The sequence below is a fragment of the Cupriavidus sp. 05T41 genome (assembly GCF_056396525.1).
Genome location: NZ_JBFTLQ010000029.1, coordinates 25,081 through 45,426, shown reverse-complemented (window position 1 = coordinate 45,426; position 20,346 = coordinate 25,081). Strand labels below are relative to the sequence as shown.

Annotated in this window: 14 protein-coding genes; 8 read left to right on the top strand and 6 right to left on the bottom strand. The window is 66.9% G+C overall.

The genetic code is table 11. The features are described 5' to 3' along the window. Positions 1-31: 31 nt before the first annotated feature. From AC1DKV_RS18430 to AC1DKV_RS18415, 4 genes are all read right to left on the bottom strand, one after another. The gene (locus AC1DKV_RS18430; protein WP_441615894.1) at positions 32-1,012 is read right to left on the bottom strand and encodes a Bug family tripartite tricarboxylate transporter substrate binding protein; all 981 of its coding nucleotides are present in this window, start codon (positions 1,010-1,012) and stop codon (positions 32-34) included. A gap of 29 nt (positions 1,013-1,041) precedes the next feature. Further along, entirely contained in the window at positions 1,042-2,229 is a 1,188-nt protein-coding gene (locus AC1DKV_RS18425; protein WP_441615892.1) for a lipid-transfer protein, read from the bottom strand. 30 nt (positions 2,230-2,259) lie between these two features. Next, positions 2,260-3,399, bottom strand: coding sequence for an acyl-CoA dehydrogenase family protein (locus tag AC1DKV_RS18420; RefSeq protein WP_441615890.1), 1,140 nt, complete (start codon positions 3,397-3,399; stop codon positions 2,260-2,262). Between the two features lie 112 nt (positions 3,400-3,511). Continuing rightward, positions 3,512-6,286, bottom strand: a complete 2,775-nt coding sequence (locus tag AC1DKV_RS18415; RefSeq protein ID WP_477137767.1) for a LuxR C-terminal-related transcriptional regulator — start codon at positions 6,284-6,286, stop codon at positions 3,512-3,514. Between the two features lie 654 nt (positions 6,287-6,940). Here AC1DKV_RS18415 and AC1DKV_RS18410 point away from each other — a divergent pair. The 4 genes from AC1DKV_RS18410 to AC1DKV_RS18395 all read left to right on the top strand — a co-directional run bounded on the left by AC1DKV_RS18410 (position 6,941) and on the right by AC1DKV_RS18395 (position 11,842). Then, positions 6,941-8,032, top strand: a complete 1,092-nt coding sequence (locus AC1DKV_RS18410) for a BTAD domain-containing putative transcriptional regulator (protein WP_477137766.1) — start codon at positions 6,941-6,943, stop codon at positions 8,030-8,032. After that, positions 7,977-10,049 (top strand): ATP-binding protein, encoded by a 2,073-nt coding sequence (locus AC1DKV_RS18405; RefSeq protein ID WP_477137765.1) that lies wholly within the window; start codon positions 7,977-7,979, stop codon positions 10,047-10,049. The genes AC1DKV_RS18410 and AC1DKV_RS18405 overlap by 56 nt, the downstream gene beginning before the upstream one ends. Before the next feature lie 121 nt (positions 10,050-10,170). Continuing rightward, positions 10,171-11,556, top strand: a complete 1,386-nt coding sequence (locus tag AC1DKV_RS18400; protein ID WP_441615884.1) for an FAD-binding oxidoreductase — start codon at positions 10,171-10,173, stop codon at positions 11,554-11,556. A 103-nt stretch (positions 11,557-11,659) separates the two neighbouring features. After that, on the top strand, positions 11,660-11,842 hold the full coding sequence (locus tag AC1DKV_RS18395; RefSeq protein WP_441615882.1) for a hypothetical protein: 183 nt from the start codon (positions 11,660-11,662) through the stop codon (positions 11,840-11,842). Between the two features lie 213 nt (positions 11,843-12,055). Here the strand turns inward: AC1DKV_RS18395 and AC1DKV_RS18390 are convergent, their stop codons facing one another. Next, positions 12,056-13,024 (bottom strand): LysR family transcriptional regulator, encoded by a 969-nt coding sequence (locus AC1DKV_RS18390; protein ID WP_441615880.1) that lies wholly within the window; start codon positions 13,022-13,024, stop codon positions 12,056-12,058. A 195-nt stretch (positions 13,025-13,219) separates the two neighbouring features. Here AC1DKV_RS18390 and AC1DKV_RS18385 point away from each other — a divergent pair, with 195 nt between their 5' ends. Beyond that, positions 13,220-14,632 carry a M20 family metallopeptidase gene (locus AC1DKV_RS18385; protein ID WP_441615878.1) on the top strand — a complete coding sequence of 471 codons (1,413 nt, stop codon included), beginning with the start codon at positions 13,220-13,222 and terminating at the stop codon, positions 14,630-14,632. Positions 14,633-14,677: 45 nt separating this feature from the next. Here AC1DKV_RS18385 and AC1DKV_RS18380 read toward each other — a convergent pair whose 3' ends face one another. Further along, complete coding sequence (locus AC1DKV_RS18380) at positions 14,678-15,187, bottom strand: Lrp/AsnC family transcriptional regulator (RefSeq protein WP_441615876.1); 510 nt, start codon at positions 15,185-15,187, stop codon at positions 14,678-14,680. A 223-nt stretch (positions 15,188-15,410) separates the two neighbouring features. Between AC1DKV_RS18380 and AC1DKV_RS18375 the strand changes: the two genes are divergently transcribed. The 3 genes from AC1DKV_RS18375 to mdeB all read left to right on the top strand — a co-directional run bounded on the left by AC1DKV_RS18375 (position 15,411) and on the right by mdeB (position 20,301). Next, positions 15,411-16,427 carry a 1-aminocyclopropane-1-carboxylate deaminase gene (locus AC1DKV_RS18375; protein ID WP_441615874.1) on the top strand — a complete coding sequence of 339 codons (1,017 nt, stop codon included), beginning with the start codon at positions 15,411-15,413 and terminating at the stop codon, positions 16,425-16,427. A gap of 150 nt (positions 16,428-16,577) precedes the next feature. Continuing rightward, positions 16,578-17,567: a Bug family tripartite tricarboxylate transporter substrate binding protein gene (locus tag AC1DKV_RS18370; protein WP_441615869.1), complete on the top strand. Its 990-nt coding sequence runs from the start codon at positions 16,578-16,580 to the stop codon at positions 17,565-17,567. Between the two features lie 31 nt (positions 17,568-17,598). Continuing rightward, complete coding sequence (gene mdeB / locus AC1DKV_RS18365) at positions 17,599-20,301, top strand: alpha-ketoglutarate dehydrogenase (RefSeq protein WP_441615867.1); 2,703 nt, start codon at positions 17,599-17,601, stop codon at positions 20,299-20,301. Positions 20,302-20,346 lie beyond the last annotated feature (45 nt).

Sequence of the window (20,346 nt, the reverse complement as noted above, 5' to 3'; positions counted from 1 at the left end):
CGCGGGGCGCCGCGAAGGACCGCGCCGGTGACTAGCGCGCGCTGACGTCGTAGGTCTTGACGATCGATGCGTAGCGCCCGCGCTCCGCATCGATCATCCGGCTCATTTCCTTCCCGGGCATGCCGAGTACGCCGGCGTACAGCGTCTGTGCGGCGAAGCTCTTGAACTCGGCGGAGCCGATGGCCTTGAGCAATGCGTCCTCCAGCCTGGCGACGACCGGCTCCGGCGTTTTCGCGCTGACCGCGAAGCCCACCCAGACCGTCAGCTCGTAGCCGGGCAGACCACTTTCGGCGACCGTCGGGACATCGGGCAGTTCGGGATGGCGTGCGCGGGTCGTGACAGCCAGTGGGCGCAGCTTGCCGGCACGGATGAGCGGCAGCGCGCCGCCGAGATCGAGCAGCGCCGCGTCCACGGCGCCCCCCATCACGTCGGTCTGGGCCTGAGATGCGCCCTTGTAGAGGACGTGGTTGAACTCGACCCCGGACATCTGCTGCATCTGCAGCGCGCCGAGCCGGTAGTGGTAGCTGTAGTTCGCCAGGCTGACCGAGTTCGGCGCCTTCTTCGCGGCGGCCAGAAAGTCGCCGAACGTCTTGTACGGCGACGACGGGCCCGTCACCAGTACCGACGTGGCGCGGATCGCGGCGGCGAGCGGACGCAGGTCGCGCCTGGGATCGTAGGGCAGGTGATCGTGCACCAGCGGGTTGATGACCATCGCGCTGGGCGAGATCATCAGCACGCTGTAGCCGTCGGGCGGTGCCGTGAGGACGCTCTGCGTGGCGATGATGGTGTCGGCGCCAGGCCGGTTTTCCACCACGGCCGGCTGCCCCAGCAACTTGCCGGCGCGCTCCGCCACGAAGCGGGTTACGGTGTCGGAACCGCTGCCTTGCGTGAGCGGAACGACAAAGCGCAGCGGCCGCGAAGGGTAGCTGTCGGCGGCGCCGGCCAGTGCCGGCAGCAGTATGGCGAACGTTAGCCCAAGGCCCGCCAGCCAGGTGAGTCGTGCACGCTTCATGTTTGTCTCCTCCTGCGTTCTTGTGTCGTTCAGTTCTTGCCGTACAACGTGACCACGCAGGCGCCACCCAGTCCAAGGTTGTGCTGCAGGGCCAGCCGCGCGCCTTCCACCTGGCGCTGCTCCGCCGTGCCGCGCAACTGGTGCGTCAGCTCGAAGCACTGCGCCAGCCCGGTTGCGCCGAGCGGGTGTCCCTTCGACAGCAGCCCGCCGGACGGACCCACCACCACCTTGCCACCGTAGGTGTTGTCGCCGTCGCGCACGAATTTTTCCGCGCCGCCTTCCGGGCAGAAGCCGAGCGCTTCATAGCTGATGACTTCGTTCTGGGCGAAGCAGTCATGCAGCTCGCAGACATCGATATCCTCGGGGCCGACACCGGCCTTCTCATAGACCCGGTTGACTGCGGAGCGGGTCATATGCGTGCCGACGTAGTTCAGCATCGACGGCGGGTCGAACGAGGCGAGCGGATCCGTGGTGAGCGCCTGCGCCAGGATCTGCACGTCGGTGCGCAGGCCGTGCTTGCGGGCGAAGCGCTCCGAAACGAGGATGGCCGCCGCGCCGCCGCAGGTGGGCGGGCATGCCATCAGGCGGGTGAGCACGCCGGGCAACAGCGGGGTGTCGTTCAGCACGTCCTCGGTGGTCACCACCTTGCGGAACAGCGCCAGCGGATTGTTGGCAGCGTGGCGGCTGGCCTTGGCGCGCACCGCGGCAAAGGTCGCGAGGCTCGTGCCGTAGCGTTGCATGTGCTCGCGGCCGGCGCCGGCGAAGGTGCGCACCGCTTGCGGCAGATGGGCCATGTCGGCGGTCAGGCCATGCATGATGGGCTGGAAGCGGGCGCGCGTGACAGGACGGTCGTCCCAGTGCGATTTCAGCGCCCCGGCCTGCATCTGCTCGAAGCCGAGGGCCAGCACGCAGTCGGCGTCGCCGGTGGCGATTGCCTGGCGTGCCAGGTACAGCGCGGTCGAGCCGGTCGAGCAGTTGTTGTTGACGTTGACGATGGGGATGCCGGTCATGCCGACCTCGTACAGGGCGGTCTGGCCACACGTGGAATCGCCGTAGACGTAGCCGGCAAACGCCTGCTGCACGTCGCTGTAGGCAATGCCGGCGTCGGCCAGCGCGCGGCGTGCGGCCTCCGCGCCCATTTCGGTGTAGCTTGCGCACGCGCCCGGCTTGGCAAAGGGAATCATGCCGACGCCGGCAACCAGTACTTTTTCGCTCATGGTGATTGTTCCTCGGGAAAAATGATGAAATCAGAGCTTGCGCGAGATGAGATCGCGCAGGACCTCGCTGGTGCCGCCGAAGATGCGCGTCACGCGCATGTCGACGAACGAGCGTGCGATGGGGTATTCCAGCATGTAGCCGTATCCGCCGTGCAACTGCACCATCTCGTCGAGGCACTTCCACAGCGTCTCGGTGGCGAAGAGCTTGGCAATGGCTGCCTCCTGCAGCGTGAGCTTGCGCGCCATGTGCTGGCCGATGTAGTAGTCGATCATCGTGCGCACGGCGATGGCCTGTGCCTTGACGTCGGCCAGCTTGAACTTGGTGTTCTGGAAATCCCAGACGGTCTGGTTGAAGGCCTTGCGCGACTTGACATACTCCAGCGTCAACTCGAGCTGACGCTCCAGGCGGGCGGCACTGTAGACGCCGATGATCAGGCGCTCCTGGGGCAGCTCTTCCATCAGGTGGATGAAGCCGCTGTTCTCCACGCCGAGGAGGTTGCTCGCCGGCACCCGCACGTCATCGAAAAACAGCTCGGCGGTATCGGCCGCGTGCTGCCCGACCTTTTCCAGCTTGCGTCCACGGCGGAAGCCCGGGCGGTCGGCCTCGACCATGATCAGGCTCACTCCCTTGGCGCCGGCGCCCGGATCGGTCTTGCAGACCACGACGACCCAGTCGGCGGTCAGGCCGTTGGAGATGAAGGTCTTGCTGCCGTTGATGACCCATTCGTCGCCTTCGCGCACGGCCGTGGTGCGGATCGACTTGAGGTCGGAACCGGTGCCCGGCTCGGTCATGGCGATGGCGAGGATCTTCTCGCCCCGGCAGACGGGGGGCAGCCAGCGTTGCTTTTGCTCTTCCGTGCCAAGCCGGGCGATGTAGGGCGCGGTAATGTCGGAGTGAACCGAGAAACTCGGGCCCGACACGCTGGAGCGGTGGTACTCCTCGGCGAGCACCGCCGCGTGGCCGAAGTCACCGCCGCCGCCGCCATATTCCGTCGGGACAGTGACGCCCAGCAGCCCTTCGCGGCCAGCCTTCAGCCAGATGTCCCGGCCGGCCTGGCCGGCCTGGTCCCATTCCGCCTGGCGCGGGGCACACTCGCGTTCGAAGAAGCGGCGCGCAGTGGCGCGGAACATTTCATGGTCTTCGCGATAGACGCTGCGCTGGATCTCCACTGCAGACTCTCCCAATCCGGTTGGCGGCACCAGAGCGGCACCGCGATGAAGAGAGTGTGGACGGAGCGACGAAAAGAATCCCTACACCCGTGGTGTAGGAAGGCGTCCCGGCTTACCCCAGACGAGGCGCCTGCATCTCACGCAGCCGCGCCACGGCTTCATCGCGGCCGGTCACGCCGAGTTTGGCGTAGACATTGCGCAGGTGGTACTTCACCGTGTCGAGGGAAACATTGAGCACGCGGGCAATCTTCTTGTTCGGCATGGCCTGCGTGAGCAGCCCCAATACTTCGTTCTCACGGTCAGTGAGTGCGGCCAGTGTGCCGGGAAACGCGGGCCGTGGCGCCGTGGCGGGCTGGACGTCTCGCTCCGCCTCGTCGAGCAGTCGTTGCGCATAGAAGGCCAGGATGGGGTCGAGCGCAGGATCGTGGGCGACGTCTGCAATCGCTTCGGGAGCGCGCGGGGAGACGTCAAGCATGCTGCGAACGAGCCCAAGGCGATGACCGAGACGAAGCGCGGCCACCACATGGGTGCGTGCGGTCGCCGTGTTGAGCCGTCCGGCCTCGGCGATGGCCATCAGCATGTGCAGGCTTGCCACGCGACACCAGCGGCCGCCGGCTTCCGAAAGGCGGTGAAGCGGCGTGAGACGTGCCAGCGCCGCGTCGAAGTCATTCTGATGCAGGTGCATGGCGGTGGCAGCCAGATCGGCGCAGACACGCACTTCCCACGCCGTGCTGCGCGTGGCCTCCCGGTATCGGGTTGCCAGTGCCTCCAGGGCGCGCAATGCCGTGGCGCCATCGTGCATGTTCCCGGCTTCCAGATGGAACCTTACGCGCAGCCACCAGGCAGTGGCCAGCAAGCGGTCCGTCTGGCGACGTTGCGCGTAGCGTTCGAGCCGATCGAGGCAGGCGAGCGCTTCCTGGCGGCGTCCGGCCAGCCACCCGGCGCACGACAGTGTCTGCAGCGCGCGCAATACGGTGTCCGGAATGGAGATGCGCTCCAGCACATCGATGCGCCCGGCGAGCATCTGTGCCGCGGCGTCGAAGTCGTTCAGCTCGTACTGCGCCTCGCCCAGCAACGCTGCGGCCATGCATGCGACACCCGCGTAGGTGCGGCCCTGCTGCTCCGATTCGGCCAGCACGTCGCGCAGGATGCGCTCGGCCAGCAGGACTTCGCCTTCGGCAGCGTGCGTCATGCCCGCCATGCAGCGGCCCAGCAGGAGGCCGCGCGGCGCGCCGCCGCAGGGAGCGCCATCCTCGATCACCCGGCGTGCCTCGCCGTATTCGCCGCGATAGATGTGCATCCACGACAGGATGTTGCCGCGCCCGGTGAGCGTGAGATCGTCGGCGTCCCGGGGCACGCGGTGCAGCGTGGGCAAGAGGGCGGCGACGGCGTCGGGGTCATCGCGCACAAGCGCGATGCCGCCACGAAGGATGGCGAGCATGTAGGCCCGGCGCGCCCTGGACATCTCGGGCTGATCGGGCCACGCTTCCAGCCGCCGCAGGCTGCCTTCCAGGGCATCCGCTTCACCGGCGTACATGTGCAGGTAGGCCATCGCCAGTTCCAGGCGGAAGCGGGCGGCGATGGTGGCGGGCGGCAAGCGGCGCAGCAGCGTGGCAAGCTGGCTCAGTTCGCCAATCCTGAGCCGTTCGATGGCGCGCCGTTCCACCATGTCGGCCGCGGCTTCCAGGGCGCCCGCCCCAACGGCATGGGCTACCGCTTCTTCCACCAGTCCCTTTGCCGCAAACCAGTGCCAGGCGGCGGTGTGGATGGCCTCGCGCGCCTCCGCAGGCAGGTCCGCGGCGTGCGCATGCAGGACTTCGCGCAGCAGGGGATGCAGGCGATACCACGCGTCGTCGCCGGTGCCGTCACCGATACGGACCAGGAACAGCCCGTCCAGCGCGAGACCGGCAAGACGCCGGGCGATGTCCGGCCCGGTGTCGGGCGTGTCGAGCAGCGTCGCGCCAAGGGCGCCGCAGAAGCGGTCGCAGGCGGCCAGGCAGGTGAGCAGGTGGCGGTCGGCCGGGGCCAGTCGCACCAGCACCTCGCGCTCGAAATAGCTGGCAAAGCCTTCGGCGTCGCGCACATGGACCGGTACGTAGGCGCCGCCCTGCCGCGTCCGCATGTCCACCGCGAACAGTTGCAGGCCGGCGGGCCAGCCGTCTGTCAGCTCGTGGAGCCTGCTGGCATCCTGCGGGGTGACGGCGCCAAGCTGGTCAAGCAGGAATCGCGCTGACTCGGCTCCGGAAAAGCGCAGGTCACGCAGGTCGAAGCGCGCCGCCATCCCGCGCGCCTCCAGTCGGGCCAGCGACTGCGACACGGGTTCCGGCAGCGGCAGCCGTGAAGCCAGCGCGATATGCAATTGAGGCGGGGCATAGTCGAGCAGCCAGCGCAGTACGGCCAGCGCGCCCGGATCGCGCAGAACGTGGGCGTCGTCCAGCATCAGCACCAGTTCGCGGCGGTACATGGCAATGGCGCGTACTAGCGTGATCACGCAATGCTCGGCGGCGCCTGGCGTGCCGTCGCGGCCCGCGAGTAGCTGGGCATCGCTGACGAGGACTGGGTCCACCGCGGCCAGACTGGCGAGCAACGCATCGAAGAAGCTGACCGCATCGTCGTCATCGTGGGTCAGCGACAGCCATGCGACATCGTAGTCCAGTGACAGAAGCGACTGGCGCCAGGCGACCAGGCTGCTGGTCTTGGCGCTGCCCGCCGGCCCCTGGATTGTCACGCAACGCAGGCCGCGCGCCTCGGTCAGCCGCGCGGTGAGACGCGCACGCGGCATCAGGGGGCGGGCACTGCGCGGTGGCGTGAGCTTGCTTGGCGCAATGGGAGGCGGGACGGGAGCCGTCTGGGGCGGCGTGTCCGTCACGCATGCGGCTGGGGCCATGACAGAAAATCCTCGGGGAAAGCCGGACGGCGGTACGTGTTGCCCTGCGCGGGGCTGGGTGATTATAGGAACGGTCGGCCCCGGCCGGGGAAGCTCCTGCAGCATGCAACCCGATATGGGTGGGGAGATCAGGGAACATTGCCGGCAATACATCACAGGCTACAGGTGTCCGAAGACGGTTGCGTTCCGCGAGGCGCTGCCGCTATCCGGCGCGGGCAGATCTTGAAGCGTGAGCTGCGCGCCATTCTGATCCCATGATGCGGCGCACACACAGCGTTGGGGTTGAGGCGTCTAGCGCACCTGTCAGGCCGCGAATTCATCGGCCGATATCGCTTTCGTCCCGGTGCGACAAGCTTCGGCGGCGAGCGTAGTTCGCACTAGACTGAAGAACGCAGAACTGCCATCTGGGAAAAAATTCTTTGGGAGCGACCCTGCTGAGACGCACGACACGACGGCTGGCGCCTACCCGGAATGGCGCGCCGCCTCCGCCTCCGGAGTCCATCGACATCGCCCACGCGGAAGTCCGGTGCGTGCCTGCGCGATTACGCACGTTTGCCGGGTGCGTGCGCACCGCCATCGGCAGCCCGGCGTACCGTGACGCGTGGGCCGGCCTCCACGACGCCGCCGAAGTCGCCTGGATCACCGGTGACCAGCATGGCGCCTGAAACTCGCTACTCTGTCCGCCTGTTCGGCGAGTTCCATCTCGACGGCGCCGACGCGCCGATGCCTGACGCGAATTCTCCCCGCTTGCAGGCGCTGCTTGCCTATCTGATCTTGCATCGGGACGTGCCGCAGTCGCGCCAGCAGCTCGCCTTCCTGTTCTGGCCCGATTCCACGCAGGCGCAGGCACGCAACGCATTGCGTCAGCTCCTGTTTCATCTACGCAAGTCTTGGCCGCACGCAGCCAGTTTCGTCCACGCCGACGCGCAAATGGTGCGATGGTTGCCCGATTCCGCGTTCGATCTCGATGTTGCGCAGTTTCAGTCGGCCCTGGCCACCGCGGCGCGGGCCGCAAGCAACAACGACGCGGCCACCGAGGAGGAGTTCCTGGTGCGTGCCGCGGAACTGTATCGGGGCGACCTGCTAGCCAGTTGTTACGATGAATGGATCGCGCCGCAGCGCGAGCAGTTACGCGAAGCGTGCATCGCGGCGCTCGCGCGGCTCAGCCAGTTGAGCGAGGACAGGCGCGACTACGCCAAGGCGTTGAAGCACTCGCAGCAGTTGCAGCGGCTCGACCCGTTGCGCGAGCCCACCTATATGGCGTTGATGCGCCTGCATGCCCTGAATCACGATCATGCATCCGCGCTGCGCGCCTATCGCAACTGCGTTGAAACGTTCGCGCGCGAGCTGGGCATCGTGCCTGGTGAAGCCTTGCGCGCGGCCTATGCGCGTCTTGCTGCCCAGGCTGCGCCAACCCAGCGTCGACGCCCACGGGCCCCCATGCTATCGATGATCGGACGCCACGACGAATGGCGGCGGCTTCTCGAAGTGTGGCAGCGCGGCCAGCTTGGCGACAAGCAGTTCGCGCTGATCTCGGGCGAGGCCGGCATCGGCAAGTCGCGCCTGGCGGAGGAATTGCTCGTGCACCTTTCGGGCCAGGGCTTTACCACGGCGCACTCGCGCGCGTACGCGGCCGAGGGGCAGGTCGCGTTCGCGCCGGTCACCGGCTGGCTGCGCGCTGGCGCGCGCCGTGCTGGCGAAAGACGGGCCGTTGCTGCTGCTGCTCGACGATTTGCAATGGTGTGACACCGAGACGCTCGAATGGCTACGCTTCCTGATGCGCTTCGACGTGAGCGCGAAGCTCCTCGTTGTCGCTACGGCGCGGCATGAGGACATCACGCCATTGCACGCCGTGAGCCGGCTGCTTGACGCCTTGCGGCGCGACGACCAGCTCACGGAGATGCTGCTGGGCGCACTGGATGCCGCCGAAACGGCGAAGATCGCGGCGCAGATCATCAATCGGCCGCTGGCCGATGCGGAGGCAACCCGCCTGTTCGAGGAAAGCGAAGGCAACCCCTTGTTCACGGTCGAGATGATGCGCGCCCGGTTCGATACCGCGACGGCTGGCGGGACGCCGCACGGCCCGGTCGCGAAGTTGCCGCCCAAGGTGTACACGGTGATCTCGAACCGGCTGGCGCAACTGTCGCCCGCCGCGCGCGATATCGTCGGCGTCGCGGCGATCATCGGGCGCGCGTTCACCGCCGATGTGCTGGCCCAGGCGAGCGACGTGCGCGAGCATGCCCTCACGGGAGCGCTGGACGAACTCTGGCAGCGAGGCATCGTGCGCCAGCCGGACAGCGGGGGCCTTGCCTTTGATTTCAGCCACGACAAGATCCGTGACGTGGCGTACGCCGAGGTCAGTCCGCTACAACGCCGCGGCCTGCATCAGCGCGTGGCACGCGCGCTCGAACAGGCGCCGGGCGATGAACTCGACGCCGCAAGCGCGCAGATTGCCGCGCATTACGAGCAGGCCGGCCTGCCAACCGACTCGGCCGCTTTCTATCGGCGCGCGGCCGGCGTTGCGCAGAGCGTGTACGCCTATGACGATGCGATTGCGCTGTTGCAGCGCGGGCTGGCGCAAGCCGATCAGATCGTCGATCCGCAGGAGCGCGCCCGGCAGTCGCTGGCATTGCAACTCGACCTTGCGCCGCCGATCCGGATTTCCCGTGGCTGGGCGGCACCGGAGCTCGACACGCCGCTGCGGCGTGCTGTGGAGCTCAGCAAACAGGCGGGCGACCTCGGCCAGCAGGCGCGCGCCCAGGTCAGCCTTGCCTTCTTTCTCGTCGTCAGTGCGGAGCTTGCCCAGGCGCGGAGCCTGAGCGAGGAACTCATCGCGGGATTGGGCACGCCGGGGTGGGGTACCTACGCGTCGATGGCATGGACCAACGTCATGGGGAGCCTGATCCAGCAGGGTGACTGGGTCGCGGCGGAGCCAGCGTATCAAAGCGCGCTCGGCGCCTATGACGAAACCCAGCACGCCGAGCATGTGTCGATGATGGGCGGCAACTTCGGCGTGCTGGCGTCGGCGTGGTCGGCCCATGGATTCTGGTTCGGCGGGCTCGCCGATCAAGCCCTGCGGCGTGGGCGCGAAGCGCTGGAGGTGGCAGACCGGCTGGCACATCCGTTCTCCCAGGCGCTGGCGCTGTCTTATCTTGCAACGCAGCATGCCCTGCGCCGGGAGCACGGGCTCACGCTTCACTACGCCCGCCAGGCTCGTTCGATCGCCGCTCAGTACCACGTCGGCTACTACCTCGCCTGGGCTGACGTGCTGCTCGCCTGGGCCAATGCAAAGCAGGCGCCCGGCGCCGACGCCGTGGCGGCCATGCAGGTGGCGATCGAGGGCTTTCATGCCACCGGCGCGCGCCTGCGGCTGCCGCTGTATCTCGGCATGCTGGCGGAATGCCTGGGTGACGTGGGCGAGACTGAGGCCGCGCTTGCGGCGTTGGATCAGGCACTCGACCATGCGCAGCACACTGGCGAGCACTGGCTGGACGCGGAGCTCTATCGCCTGCGTGGCGAATTGCTGTTGCACCGCAGCGCCAACCTGGGCGAAGCCGAATCGTCGCTGATCAAGGCGGTCGAGATCGCTGCCGCCCAGCGGGCGCGCCCGCTCGAGCTGCGCGCCGCGCTGTCGCTGGCGGCGTTGCGCGAGCCACGGGAGGGTATCGGCGCGCGCCGGGTGGTCGAGTCGCCGCTCGCCCGGTTCACCGAAGGCTTCGACCAGCCTGACATCGTGCGGGCGCGCGCGTTACTGGCGCGTTAGTCATGGTCTGGCCGGTCCGGGCCAGCCGCGCCGGAGACTGGCGCATATAACGGCGCGCCTAACGCCCTCCAAACGCCGAGGTTGATACAACTCCTGCATACCAACCGGACAGGAGGCAACCATGGAAGGGGCTCTGAGTGAAACCGTCGCCACCGCGCTGAAGCCGCATTTCCGCGGGCAACTGATTCAGCCTGGCGATGCGGCCTATGAGCAGGCACGCGCGGTGTACAACGGCATGATCGACAAGCGTCCGGCACTGATCGCGCGCTGCACCGATGTCGCGGACGTCATTGCGGCGGTGAACGCCGCGCGCGACGGCGCAATGCTGCTGGCTGTGCGTGGCGGTGCGCACAATGGCGCGGGGCTCGGTACATGCGATGGCGGACTGGTGGTCGACCTCTCGCCGATGAAAGGCGTGTTTGTCGATCCGAAGCGCAACACCATCCGGGTTGGTGGCGGCTGCACCTGGGGTGACGTGGACCACGCCGCCAGCGCCTATGGACTGGCGACGCCGAGCGGCTTCATCTCGACCACGGGCGTAGGCGGGCTGACGCTCGGCGGGGGCATCGGCTACCTTAGCCGCGCCTACGGCCTGACGATCGATAACCTGCTCAGCGCCGAGGTCGTCCTGGCCGACGGGCGACTGGTCAACGCCAGCAGCGACGAGAACGCGGACCTGTTCTGGGCGCTGCGCGGCGGTGGCGGCAACTTCGGCGTGGTCACCTCGTTCGAGTTCAAGGCCCATCCCGTCGGCACGGTCTACGGCGGCCCGATGCTGTGGCCGATGGACCAGGCGCGAGCGTTGATGAAGTGGTGGCGCGATTTCATCCTGACGGCGCCGCAGGACATCAATGGCTGGTTCGGCTTTGTGACGGTGCCGCCCGGGCCGCCGTTCCCCGAGTCCGTGCACCTGCAGAAGATGTGCGCCGTGGTGTGGTGCTACACGGGCCCGCTCGATCAGGCCGAAGCGCGCTTCAAGCCGATTCGCGACGCCATGCCGCCGGCGGTGGATTTTGCCGGGCCCATTCCATGGCCGGTCTTGCAGAGCCTGTTCGACGCCCTGTATCCGCCTGGCCTGCAGTGGTACTGGAAAGCCGACTTCGTGAGCGACCTCAGCGACAAGGCCATCGACCTGCACATCAAGTACGGGCACCAGTTGCCGTCCATGCACTCGACCATGCACCTGTATCCCATCAACGGCGCGGCGCATCGCGCGGGCCCCGGTGACACCGCGTTCAGCTACCGCGATGCGAGCTTCGCCAGCGTGATCGTCGGCGTCGATCCCGACCCGGCCAACAACGACCGCATCGTGCAGTGGGCCAGGGACTACTGGCTGGCGTTGCATCCGCACTCGGCTGGCGGCGGCTACATCAACATGATGATGGACGAAGGCAACGACAACGTGAAGGCGGCCTATCGCGACAACTATGTGCGACTGGCGGAGATCAAGCGCAAGTACGACCCGGCAAACCTGTTCCGCGTGAACCAGAACATCAGGCCCGCGTGAGGGTGGGCCGAAGGTTGCGACTGCTGAAAGCATTGTGGGACTCGCCGCCCTGATTCCCGGCGACTCCCGCTCCCTTGCCTGCCGGAATCGCGAGGAGATGTTCATGAGCAAGCTGTTTTGCGCGGGGCTCGCAGCCCTGGCGCTTCTCGCTGCCTGCACTGACGCCGGGAGGAGCGTGGACTGTGCCGGCAGCATATCGATGGGTGGCGCGAGTGCGATGATGGATGATGTTGCCGCGGCTTTCCCGATGAACGGCGGGCAGTTTTCCCTCTATCTGATGCGATAGGCCAGGCCCCGCGGGAGGCCAATAAAGAAGGCGTGCCGACCACCGCGTGCCGACCACCGCGTGCCGACCACCGGTTATGCCTCGATGAATACCGATTCTCCCGCCATCCTGTCCGGCGTCTTCGACCGCCGGAATTTCGGCGACCTCCTGCTGGCGCAAGTGACGGGGCGCCTGCTGGCCGAGGCTTCTCATCATTCGCTGCGCTCGCCGCATTTATCCGGCTTTGCCGGTTGTCAACGCACCCAGGGCTTCGCACCCGATGCCACCGGGGCTCGATAGCATCGCGATCAGGAAATCCCGGAACACGCGCACCACTTCCGCGTGGGTCCTGCCCTGCAAGGTCTGGACTTCGATGCTGCGCTCGCTCATCGCCCGGTCCCGGATGGGAATGGCGCACAAGCCGCGTTCCTCCAGCAGCAGGCGCACCGAGACTTCGCTCGCCAGCGTGACGGCATCGTTGAGCCGCGCGAAGTTCAGCAGGGTCTCGACGTAGTTGCTGGTGAGTATCGGGTCGACCGTCACGCGCTGCCGGATGCAGGCGATGTCGAACACCTGGCGCACGGTGGTATCCGTGTCGGGCAGGGCCATCGGATAACCCTGCAGCTGGGACAAGGTGACCTGCCTGGACTTCGCCAGGGGATGGTCGGCGCGCATGATGGCAAGGCCGGGGGCCGGCTGGCGATGCTCCACCTTGACATCCTTCTGCCCGATACGGCTGTAGTTGAAGACCATGCCAATATCGCATTCGCCCTGGCGCACGCGGCGGGTGACTTCGGCCGGCGCATCCACCGAGAGCTGGAAGCGGATGCCGCGATACTTTGCGCGGAACGCCTCGATGACGCTCGGCAGGAACTGGATGGCGAAGCCTTCCGAGCTGGCGATGCGGACATGGCCGGAGCCCAGTCCTTGCAACGCCAGCACGTCGGCCACGACCCGTTCTGCCTCGAAGCTGGCCTTGCGGGCATGCGCGGCCAGCAGCTCGCCCGCGGCGCTGAGGACCATGCCCCGCGGCCGGCGCTCGAACAGGACCACCTCCAGGGCTTCCTCCAGGCCGGCAATCTGGCGGCTGACGGCGGAGCCCGCGACATTCAGGTGCGACGCCGCCTCGCTGATCGAGCCGCAACGGACCACTTCCAGGAAATAGCGCAGCGCAGTGCTCTGCAAGCGATGGGACTGGGGCACGGGTTCTCCGGCTGGATGGATGGGATTGCGCGGCTTGCACGGTTTGCGCGGTTTGCATGGTTTGCGAAAAAGGCAAACCAGGCATCTGAATTCTATGCTTTTCGCAATGTTTGCAAGGCACTAGGATTCAACGTCGCCGCCCGGGAAGGCACCCGGTGCGAGCGATTCGCGCAACGTTGGAAGGAATGCACAGACATGAGCCGAACACAAGCCGTCGAACTCGCGGCCCGCTACTTTGACGACGGCAGCTTCGAGCAGGTGCTCCGCCAACGCGTGGCGATGCGCACGGAAAGCCAGAATCCCGCCAGTGCCGCCATCCTTGCGGTCTACCTGACCGATGCGATCGGGCCGCAGCTCGATCGCCTTGGCTTCACGTGGAAGCTCGTCGACAACCCCGTCCCCGGCGGGGGGCCGTTCATGCTGGCGCACCGGCTGGAACCCGAGGCCGCCTTCACCATGCTGACCTACGGCCACGGCGATGTGGTGCGCGGGCAGGATGCGCAATGGCGGCCCGGGCTTGCCCCCTGGGAGGTGACGCTTGACGGTGACCGCTGGTATGGCCGCGGCACGGCCGACAACAAAGGCCAGCACACCATCAACCTGGCCGCGCTGGCCCAGGTGCTGGCGCTGCGCGAGGGCAGGCTCGGCTACAACGTCAAGATGATCCTCGAGATGGGGGAGGAAACCGGCTCGCCTGGCTTGCGGGAAGTGTGCGCAACGTACGCGGACGAACTGGCGGCGGACGTGTTCATCGCCTCGGACGGGCCGCGCGTGGCCGCCGGGCGGCCAACGATCTTCCTGGGGTCGCGCGGGTTCTGCAACTTCCGGCTTGCCGTCAACCTGCGCGAAGGCGCGCATCACTCCGGCAACTGGGGCGGCCTGCTGAGCAACGCCGGCACGCGGCTTGCGCATGCGATCGCCAGCGTGGTGGATGCCAAGGGCAGGGTGCTGGTGCGCGGGCTGTTGCCCGACGGGCTGCCGGACAACGTCCGGGCGGCACTGTGCACCATCGAGGTTGGTGGTGGCCCGGCCGATCCCGGGATCGATCCCGGCTGGGGCGAGCCCGGCTTGTCGCCTGCCGAACGCGTGTATGGATGGAACACGTTCGAAGTGCTGGCCTTCAAGACCGGGAATCCCGATGCCCCGGTGGGGGCGATTCCCGGCCATGCGTTCGCCCTGTGCCAGATCCGTTTTGTGGTGGGCAGCGACAGTGCCGGCTTCATGCACCACCTGCGCGAGCACCTGGACGCCCATGGCTTCCAGGATGTGGAGGTCCGGCCGGATGGCGAACCGATGCAGGCAACCCGCCTGGATCCGGACGATGCCTGGGTGCGGTGGGCCCTGGCGTCCGTGCAGCGCACCACGGGCGAGCCGCCGGCGTTGCTGCCGAACTTCGGCGGGTCGCTGCCCAACGATGTGTTTGCGCACGTGCTGGGCTTGCCCACGCTCTGGTTCCCGCATTCGTATCCCGCCTGCAGCCAGCATGCGCCCAACGAGCACCTGCTGGGTAGCGTGGCCAGGCAGGCGCTGCAGGTCATGGCGGGGGTGTTCTGGGATCTTGCCGAAGGCGGCGGCGCCATTGCCGGCAGCCGGCCGCGCGGCGCGTGAGGGGACGGCGGCGGCCGGTGCGCGCCTTGCCGCGCCCGTGGCGCTTCAGATCGGAAACTGCGTTGTCGACAGCACCTGCTTGAGCACCATGAACGAGCGGATCTGGCGGACCCCCGGCAGGTAAAGCAGCTGCTCCGCATGGAGGCGATTGAAGCTCTCGCTGTCCTTGGTGCGCAGCATCATGAAGTAGTCAAACTCACCCGTGACGACATGACACTCCATGCATCCCGACACCTTCTGGGCAGCCTTCTCGAACTCCGAGAAGGATTCCGGCGTGGAGCGGTCCAGCACCACGCCGATCATCACCAGCATGCCGGCGTCCAGCGCGGCCGGGTTCAGCAGCGCCACGATGCCGCGAATCAGGCCGAGTTCCTTGAGCCGCTCCACGCGACGCAGGCAGGCCGGCGGGCTCAGGCTGACCTTGGCCGCGAGTGCCACGTTCGAGATGGACGCGTCGCGCTGAAGTGCCCGCAGGATGGCTTTATCGGTGCGATCCAATGCCTCGGAAAGTGGCACGAGATGCTCGGATTTGGTGCGCAGTTTTGTTTCGTCCATGATGGTTTACAAAAAATAAAGCGACAAAAATCGGCTGTTGATATTTTTTATCGTGCACAAATATGGCTATTTTTGCAACCACGTTTCGTGCATTTTTTTCTAGGATTGAGTCCGTCGCAGCATCAACGAAAGGTGGTTCCACATGCCCGTGTTCTTCGCCAGCCTTGATGCATGGATTCCCGCCCCTGTCCCAGGAAAACCAGAAACCCAAGGAGTTGCCAGCATGAATCTCAAGCGCTTTCCCCGCCACCAACTGACGTTCGGCCCCACGCCCATCCAACCGCTCAAGCGCCTGAGCGCGCATCTCGGCGGCAAGGTCGACCTCTATGCCAAGCGCGAAGACTGCAACAGCGGCCTGGCGTTCGGCGGCAACAAGACGCGCAAGCTCGAGTACATCATTCCGGACGCGCTTGCCCAGGGCTGCGACACGCTCGTCTCCATCGGCGGCATCCAGTCGAACCAGACGCGCCAGGTGGCGGCCGTGGCGGCGCATCTCGGCCTGAAGTGCGTGCTGGTGCAGGAAGACTGGGTGAATTACTCCGATGCCGTCTATGACCGCGTTGGCAATATCCAGATGTCTCGCATCATGGGCGCGGACGTGCGCCTGGTCAGCGATGGCTTTGATATCGGGATCCGCAAGAGCTGGGAAGAGGCCATGGAAAGCGTGCGCCAGGCGGGCGGCAAGCCCTACCCGATTCCGGCGGGGTGTTCCGAGCACCCGCTGGGCGGCCTGGGTTTCGTGGGCTTCGCGGAAGAAGTGCGCGCGCAGGAAGCGGAACTCGGCTTCAAGTTCGACTACGTCGTGGTCTGCTCGGTGACCGGCAGCACGCAGGCCGGCATGGTGGTCGGCTTCGCCGCCGATGGCCGGGCCAACCGCGTGATCGGCATCGACGCATCGGCCAAGCCGGAGCAGACCCGGGCGCAGATCCTGCGCATTGCCAGGAACACCGCGCACCTGGTGGACCTGGGCCGCGATATCACCGACGACGACGTGGTGCTCGACACGCGCTACGGCGGGCCGGAGTATGGCTTGCCCTCCGAAGAGACGCTCGAAGCCATCCGGATGAGCGCCAAGTTCGAAGGCATGATGACCGACCCGGTCTACGAAGGGAAATCGATGCAGGGCATGATCGACCTGGTCCGCCGCGGCGAATTCCCGGAAGGCTCCAAGGTGCTCTACGCCCACCTGGGTGGCGCTCCGGCGCTGAGCGCCTACAGCTTCCTGTTCCGGAACGGCTGATCCGGCACGATGGCTGCACCCTGATGCCGGTGGTGCAACGCCGGCATCAGGGGGCGCTTGTCCGGCAAAGCCCCCGGTCTCGTCTTGCTCCCTGTCAGCTTCCTGTTTGCCCCCCGTTTGCCCCCCGTCGCTCAATCACAGGAGTAGCGCATGAACGTCGTTTCACGAAGCGTTTCGATGGCGGTGAAGGCGCTGTCGCTGTTGGGCATCGCCATGTGCGCCGCGCATGCGCAGCCCCAGGGATATCCCGCCAGGCCTGTCGTGCTGGTCGTGCCGTTTCCGCCGGGCGGGGCGGTAGACATCATGGGACGACTGGTTGGCAAGAAGCTGGGCGACCGCCTCGGCCAGCCCGTGGTCATCGAGAACCGCGCGGGCGCCGGCACCATCGTTGGCGCCGGCTATGTGGCAAAGGCCGCGCCCGACGGCTACACGCTGTTCATCAGTTCAGGCTCGACCTTCACGGTCAATCCCGCCATCAATGCGAATCTGCCATACGATCCGGTGAAAAGCTTCGAGCCGATCGGCCTGGTCGCGCGGGTGCCCTTGATCCTGCTGGCCAATCGCGATGTCCCGGTGGACAACCTCAAGCAGATGATGGCGACGGTGAAGGCCGCGCCGGGGAAATACGCCTACGGCTCGTTCGGCAATGGCACCACCGGCCATTTCGCGGGCGAGATGATCCTGGGCGCCACAGGCATGCAGCTCCAGCACATCCCCTACAAGGGTAGCGCCCCGGCCATTGCCGACCTGATCGGAGGCCAGATCCCCTTCTCGGTCGACACCATCGCGGCATCGCTTCCACATATCCGCAGCGGCAAGATCAAGGCGATCGCGGTCGCGGGCGCCAGGCGCGCGACGCTGCTGCCGGAGGTGCCCACCGTCGCGGAAACCGGCTTCCCGGGCTTCGATGCGGATTCATGGGTGGCGATCGCGGCCCCGCGCGGCTTGCCGCCCGATGTCAGGTCACGGCTGGAGAAGGCCCTGGCGCAGACCATGAAAGACCACGAGATCCAGGAAAAACTGGTGGCCAACGGCCTGGAGCCCTCCTATGCAACGCCGGAGCAGGTCAGCGCCATGATCGACAAGGACCTGCCGCGCATGCGGGCCATTGCCCAGAAGGCTGGCATCCAGGCAAATTGAGCCGGGCGGTTGCCGGCGGGAGGGTTTGAAGATGGCATCTCGTAACCGATTCGGCGCCATCCTGGCGAGCGCTCCGATTGTGCAGGCGGATCCGCAGGAGCTGCAGGAGTGGTGCGACGCGCTCGATGGCGTGTTGTCGGCCTGGGGCCCGGAGCAGGGCAGGGAGCGCGCCTGCGCCATCCTGGATGCGTTGCTGGCGCATGCCGGCAAGCATCGGTTGCAGTGGCGGCCGGAACAGGCCACGCCGTACCTGAACACGATCCCGGTCGAAGCGCAACCGGCCTATCCCGGCGACCTGGCGATGGAGCGGCGCCTGTCGGCGATCCTGCGCTGGAACGCGCTTGCCATGGTGGTGCGCGCCAACCAGGCGCATGGCGAGCTCGGCGGCCACATCGCGAGCTATGCCTCGGCGGCAGACCTGTTCGAGGTGGGTTATCAGCATTTCTTCCGCGGCCCCGGTGCCGCGCAAGGCGGGGACCTCGTCTTTTTCCAGCCGCATTCGGCGCCCGGCGTCTATGCGCGTGCTTTCCTGGAAGGCCGGCTGGACGAAGCGTCGCTGTGCCACTACCGGCAAGAGATCGTTGCAGAAGGCAAAGGGATTCGCGGCCTGAGTTCTTACCCGCATCCATACCTGATGCCGGACTTCTGGCAGTTTCCGACCGGGTCGATGGGCATCGGCCCGCTCAACGCCATCTACCAGGCGCGTTTCATGCGCTACCTGGAAAACCGGGGCTTGAAAGCGACCAGCGAGCGCCGGGTCTGGGGCTTCTTCGGCGATGGCGAAATGGACGAGCCGGAGTCGATCGCAGCACTGACGCTAGCCGCCCGGGAAAAGCTGGATAACTGCACGTTCGTCATCAACTGCAATCTCCAGCGCCTGGACGGGCCGGTGCGCGGCAACGGGCGCATTGTCGATGAGCTCGAGGCCTTGTTCGCGGGGGCAGGATGGCATGTCGTCAAGTGCTTGTGGGGGTCGGAGTGGGACGCGCTGCTGGCGCGTGACCACGATCACGCCATCAGCCGCGCGTTCGCGCAGACCGTGGATGGAGAATTCCAGACGCTCTCGGCCAACGATGGCGCGTTCAATCGCGAGAACTTCTTCAGCAAGACGCCGGCGCTGCGCGCGCTGGTGGCGCATCTGTCCAACGACGAGATCGACCGCCTGCGCCGGGGCGGGCACGATCCGGTGAAGATCTACGCGGCATTTGCCGACGCCGCCAGGCGCAACGGGCGTCCCTGCGTGGTACTGGCCAAGACCATGAAAGGCTACGGCATGGGCGCCATCGCGCAAGGCCGGATGACCACGCACCAGCAAAAGAAGCTCGGCCCCGAGGATCTGCTCGCGTTCAGGGACCGCTTCCAGTTGCCGCTGACCGACGAACAGGTGGCCCAGGCCGCGTTCTACCGCCCGGCGCAGGACAGCCCCGAGATTCGCTACCTGCAAGCCAGGCGCGCCGCCCTCGGCGGCTATCTTCCCGCGCGCCATCCCGGCGCCGGCCCGTTGCCGGTGCCCGGGCTGGACAAGACCGCCGCGTTCGCCCTGCATGCCAATGGCAAGGCCATGAGCTCCACCATGGCGCTGGTGCGGTACCTCGGCGCCTTGCTCAAGGATCCTGTGCTGGGCCCGCGGATCGTCCCGATCGTCGCCGACGAAGCGCGGACGTTCGGCATGGCGAACCTGTTCCGCCAGGTCGGCATCTACGCGCCGTTCGGCCAGCTTTACCAGCCGGAGGATTCGGCATCGATGCTGTCGTACCGGGAGGTCAAGGATGGGCAGATACTGGAGGAGGGCATCACGGAGGCCGGCGCGCTGTCGTCGTGGACGGCGGCGGCCACCAGCTATTCCACGCATGGCGTCACGATGCTGCCGTTCTATATCTACTACAGCATGTTCGGCTTCCAGCGCGTGGGTGACCTGATCTGGGCCGCCGCCGACCAGCGCGCACGCGGGTTCCTGATCGGCGCCACCTCGGGGCGCACCACCCTGGGCGGCGAGGGCCTGCAGCACCAGGACGGCACGAGCCACCTAGCGGCATCGACCATTCCCAACTGCCGCGCCTACGATCCGGCCTTTGCGGGGGAACTGGCGGTCATCGTCGACCATGGCATGCGGCGCATGGCCAGCGAACAGGCCGACGAGTTCTATTACGTCACCGTCACCAATGAAAGCGTCGAGAACCCGAGCCTGCCAGCCGACGCGCATGAAGGCGTGGTGCGGGGCATGTACCTGCTGCGGCGTGGCGCAGCGTTCGACCACCGCGTGCAGTTGTTCGGCAGCGGGGCAATCATGGGCGAAGTCCTGAAGGCGGCGCGCCTGCTCGAGCAGGTGCATGGCATTGCCGCCGATGTCTGGAGCGTGACCAGCTATATCGAGCTGGCGCGCGAAGGGGTGGAACGCGAACGCCTGTGGCGCCATGGCACCATTGCCGCAGTCGATAGCTGGTTCGGGCGGCAGCTCGGGGCGGGCAGCGGTCCGATCGTCGCCGCGACCGACTATGTCCGCGCGCTGCCGGAGCTGGTGCGTGCCTTCGTGCCGCCGGGGCGCCGCTATGTGACGCTGGGCACCGATGGCTTCGGGCGAAGCGATTCGCGGGCGGCGCTGCGCCGCTATTTCGAGGTCGATGCCGCGGCCATCGTCCAGGCCAGCCTGGCGGCGATGGCGGAGATCGTCGCGGGGGAGCTGGCTCGCGAGAAGCAGCACCTGGCTGACGTGATTTCCCTGGCGTCGATCTAGCTATCGACCACGCCGGCCTTGCGCTCGGCCTCGCCCCTGGGCGGG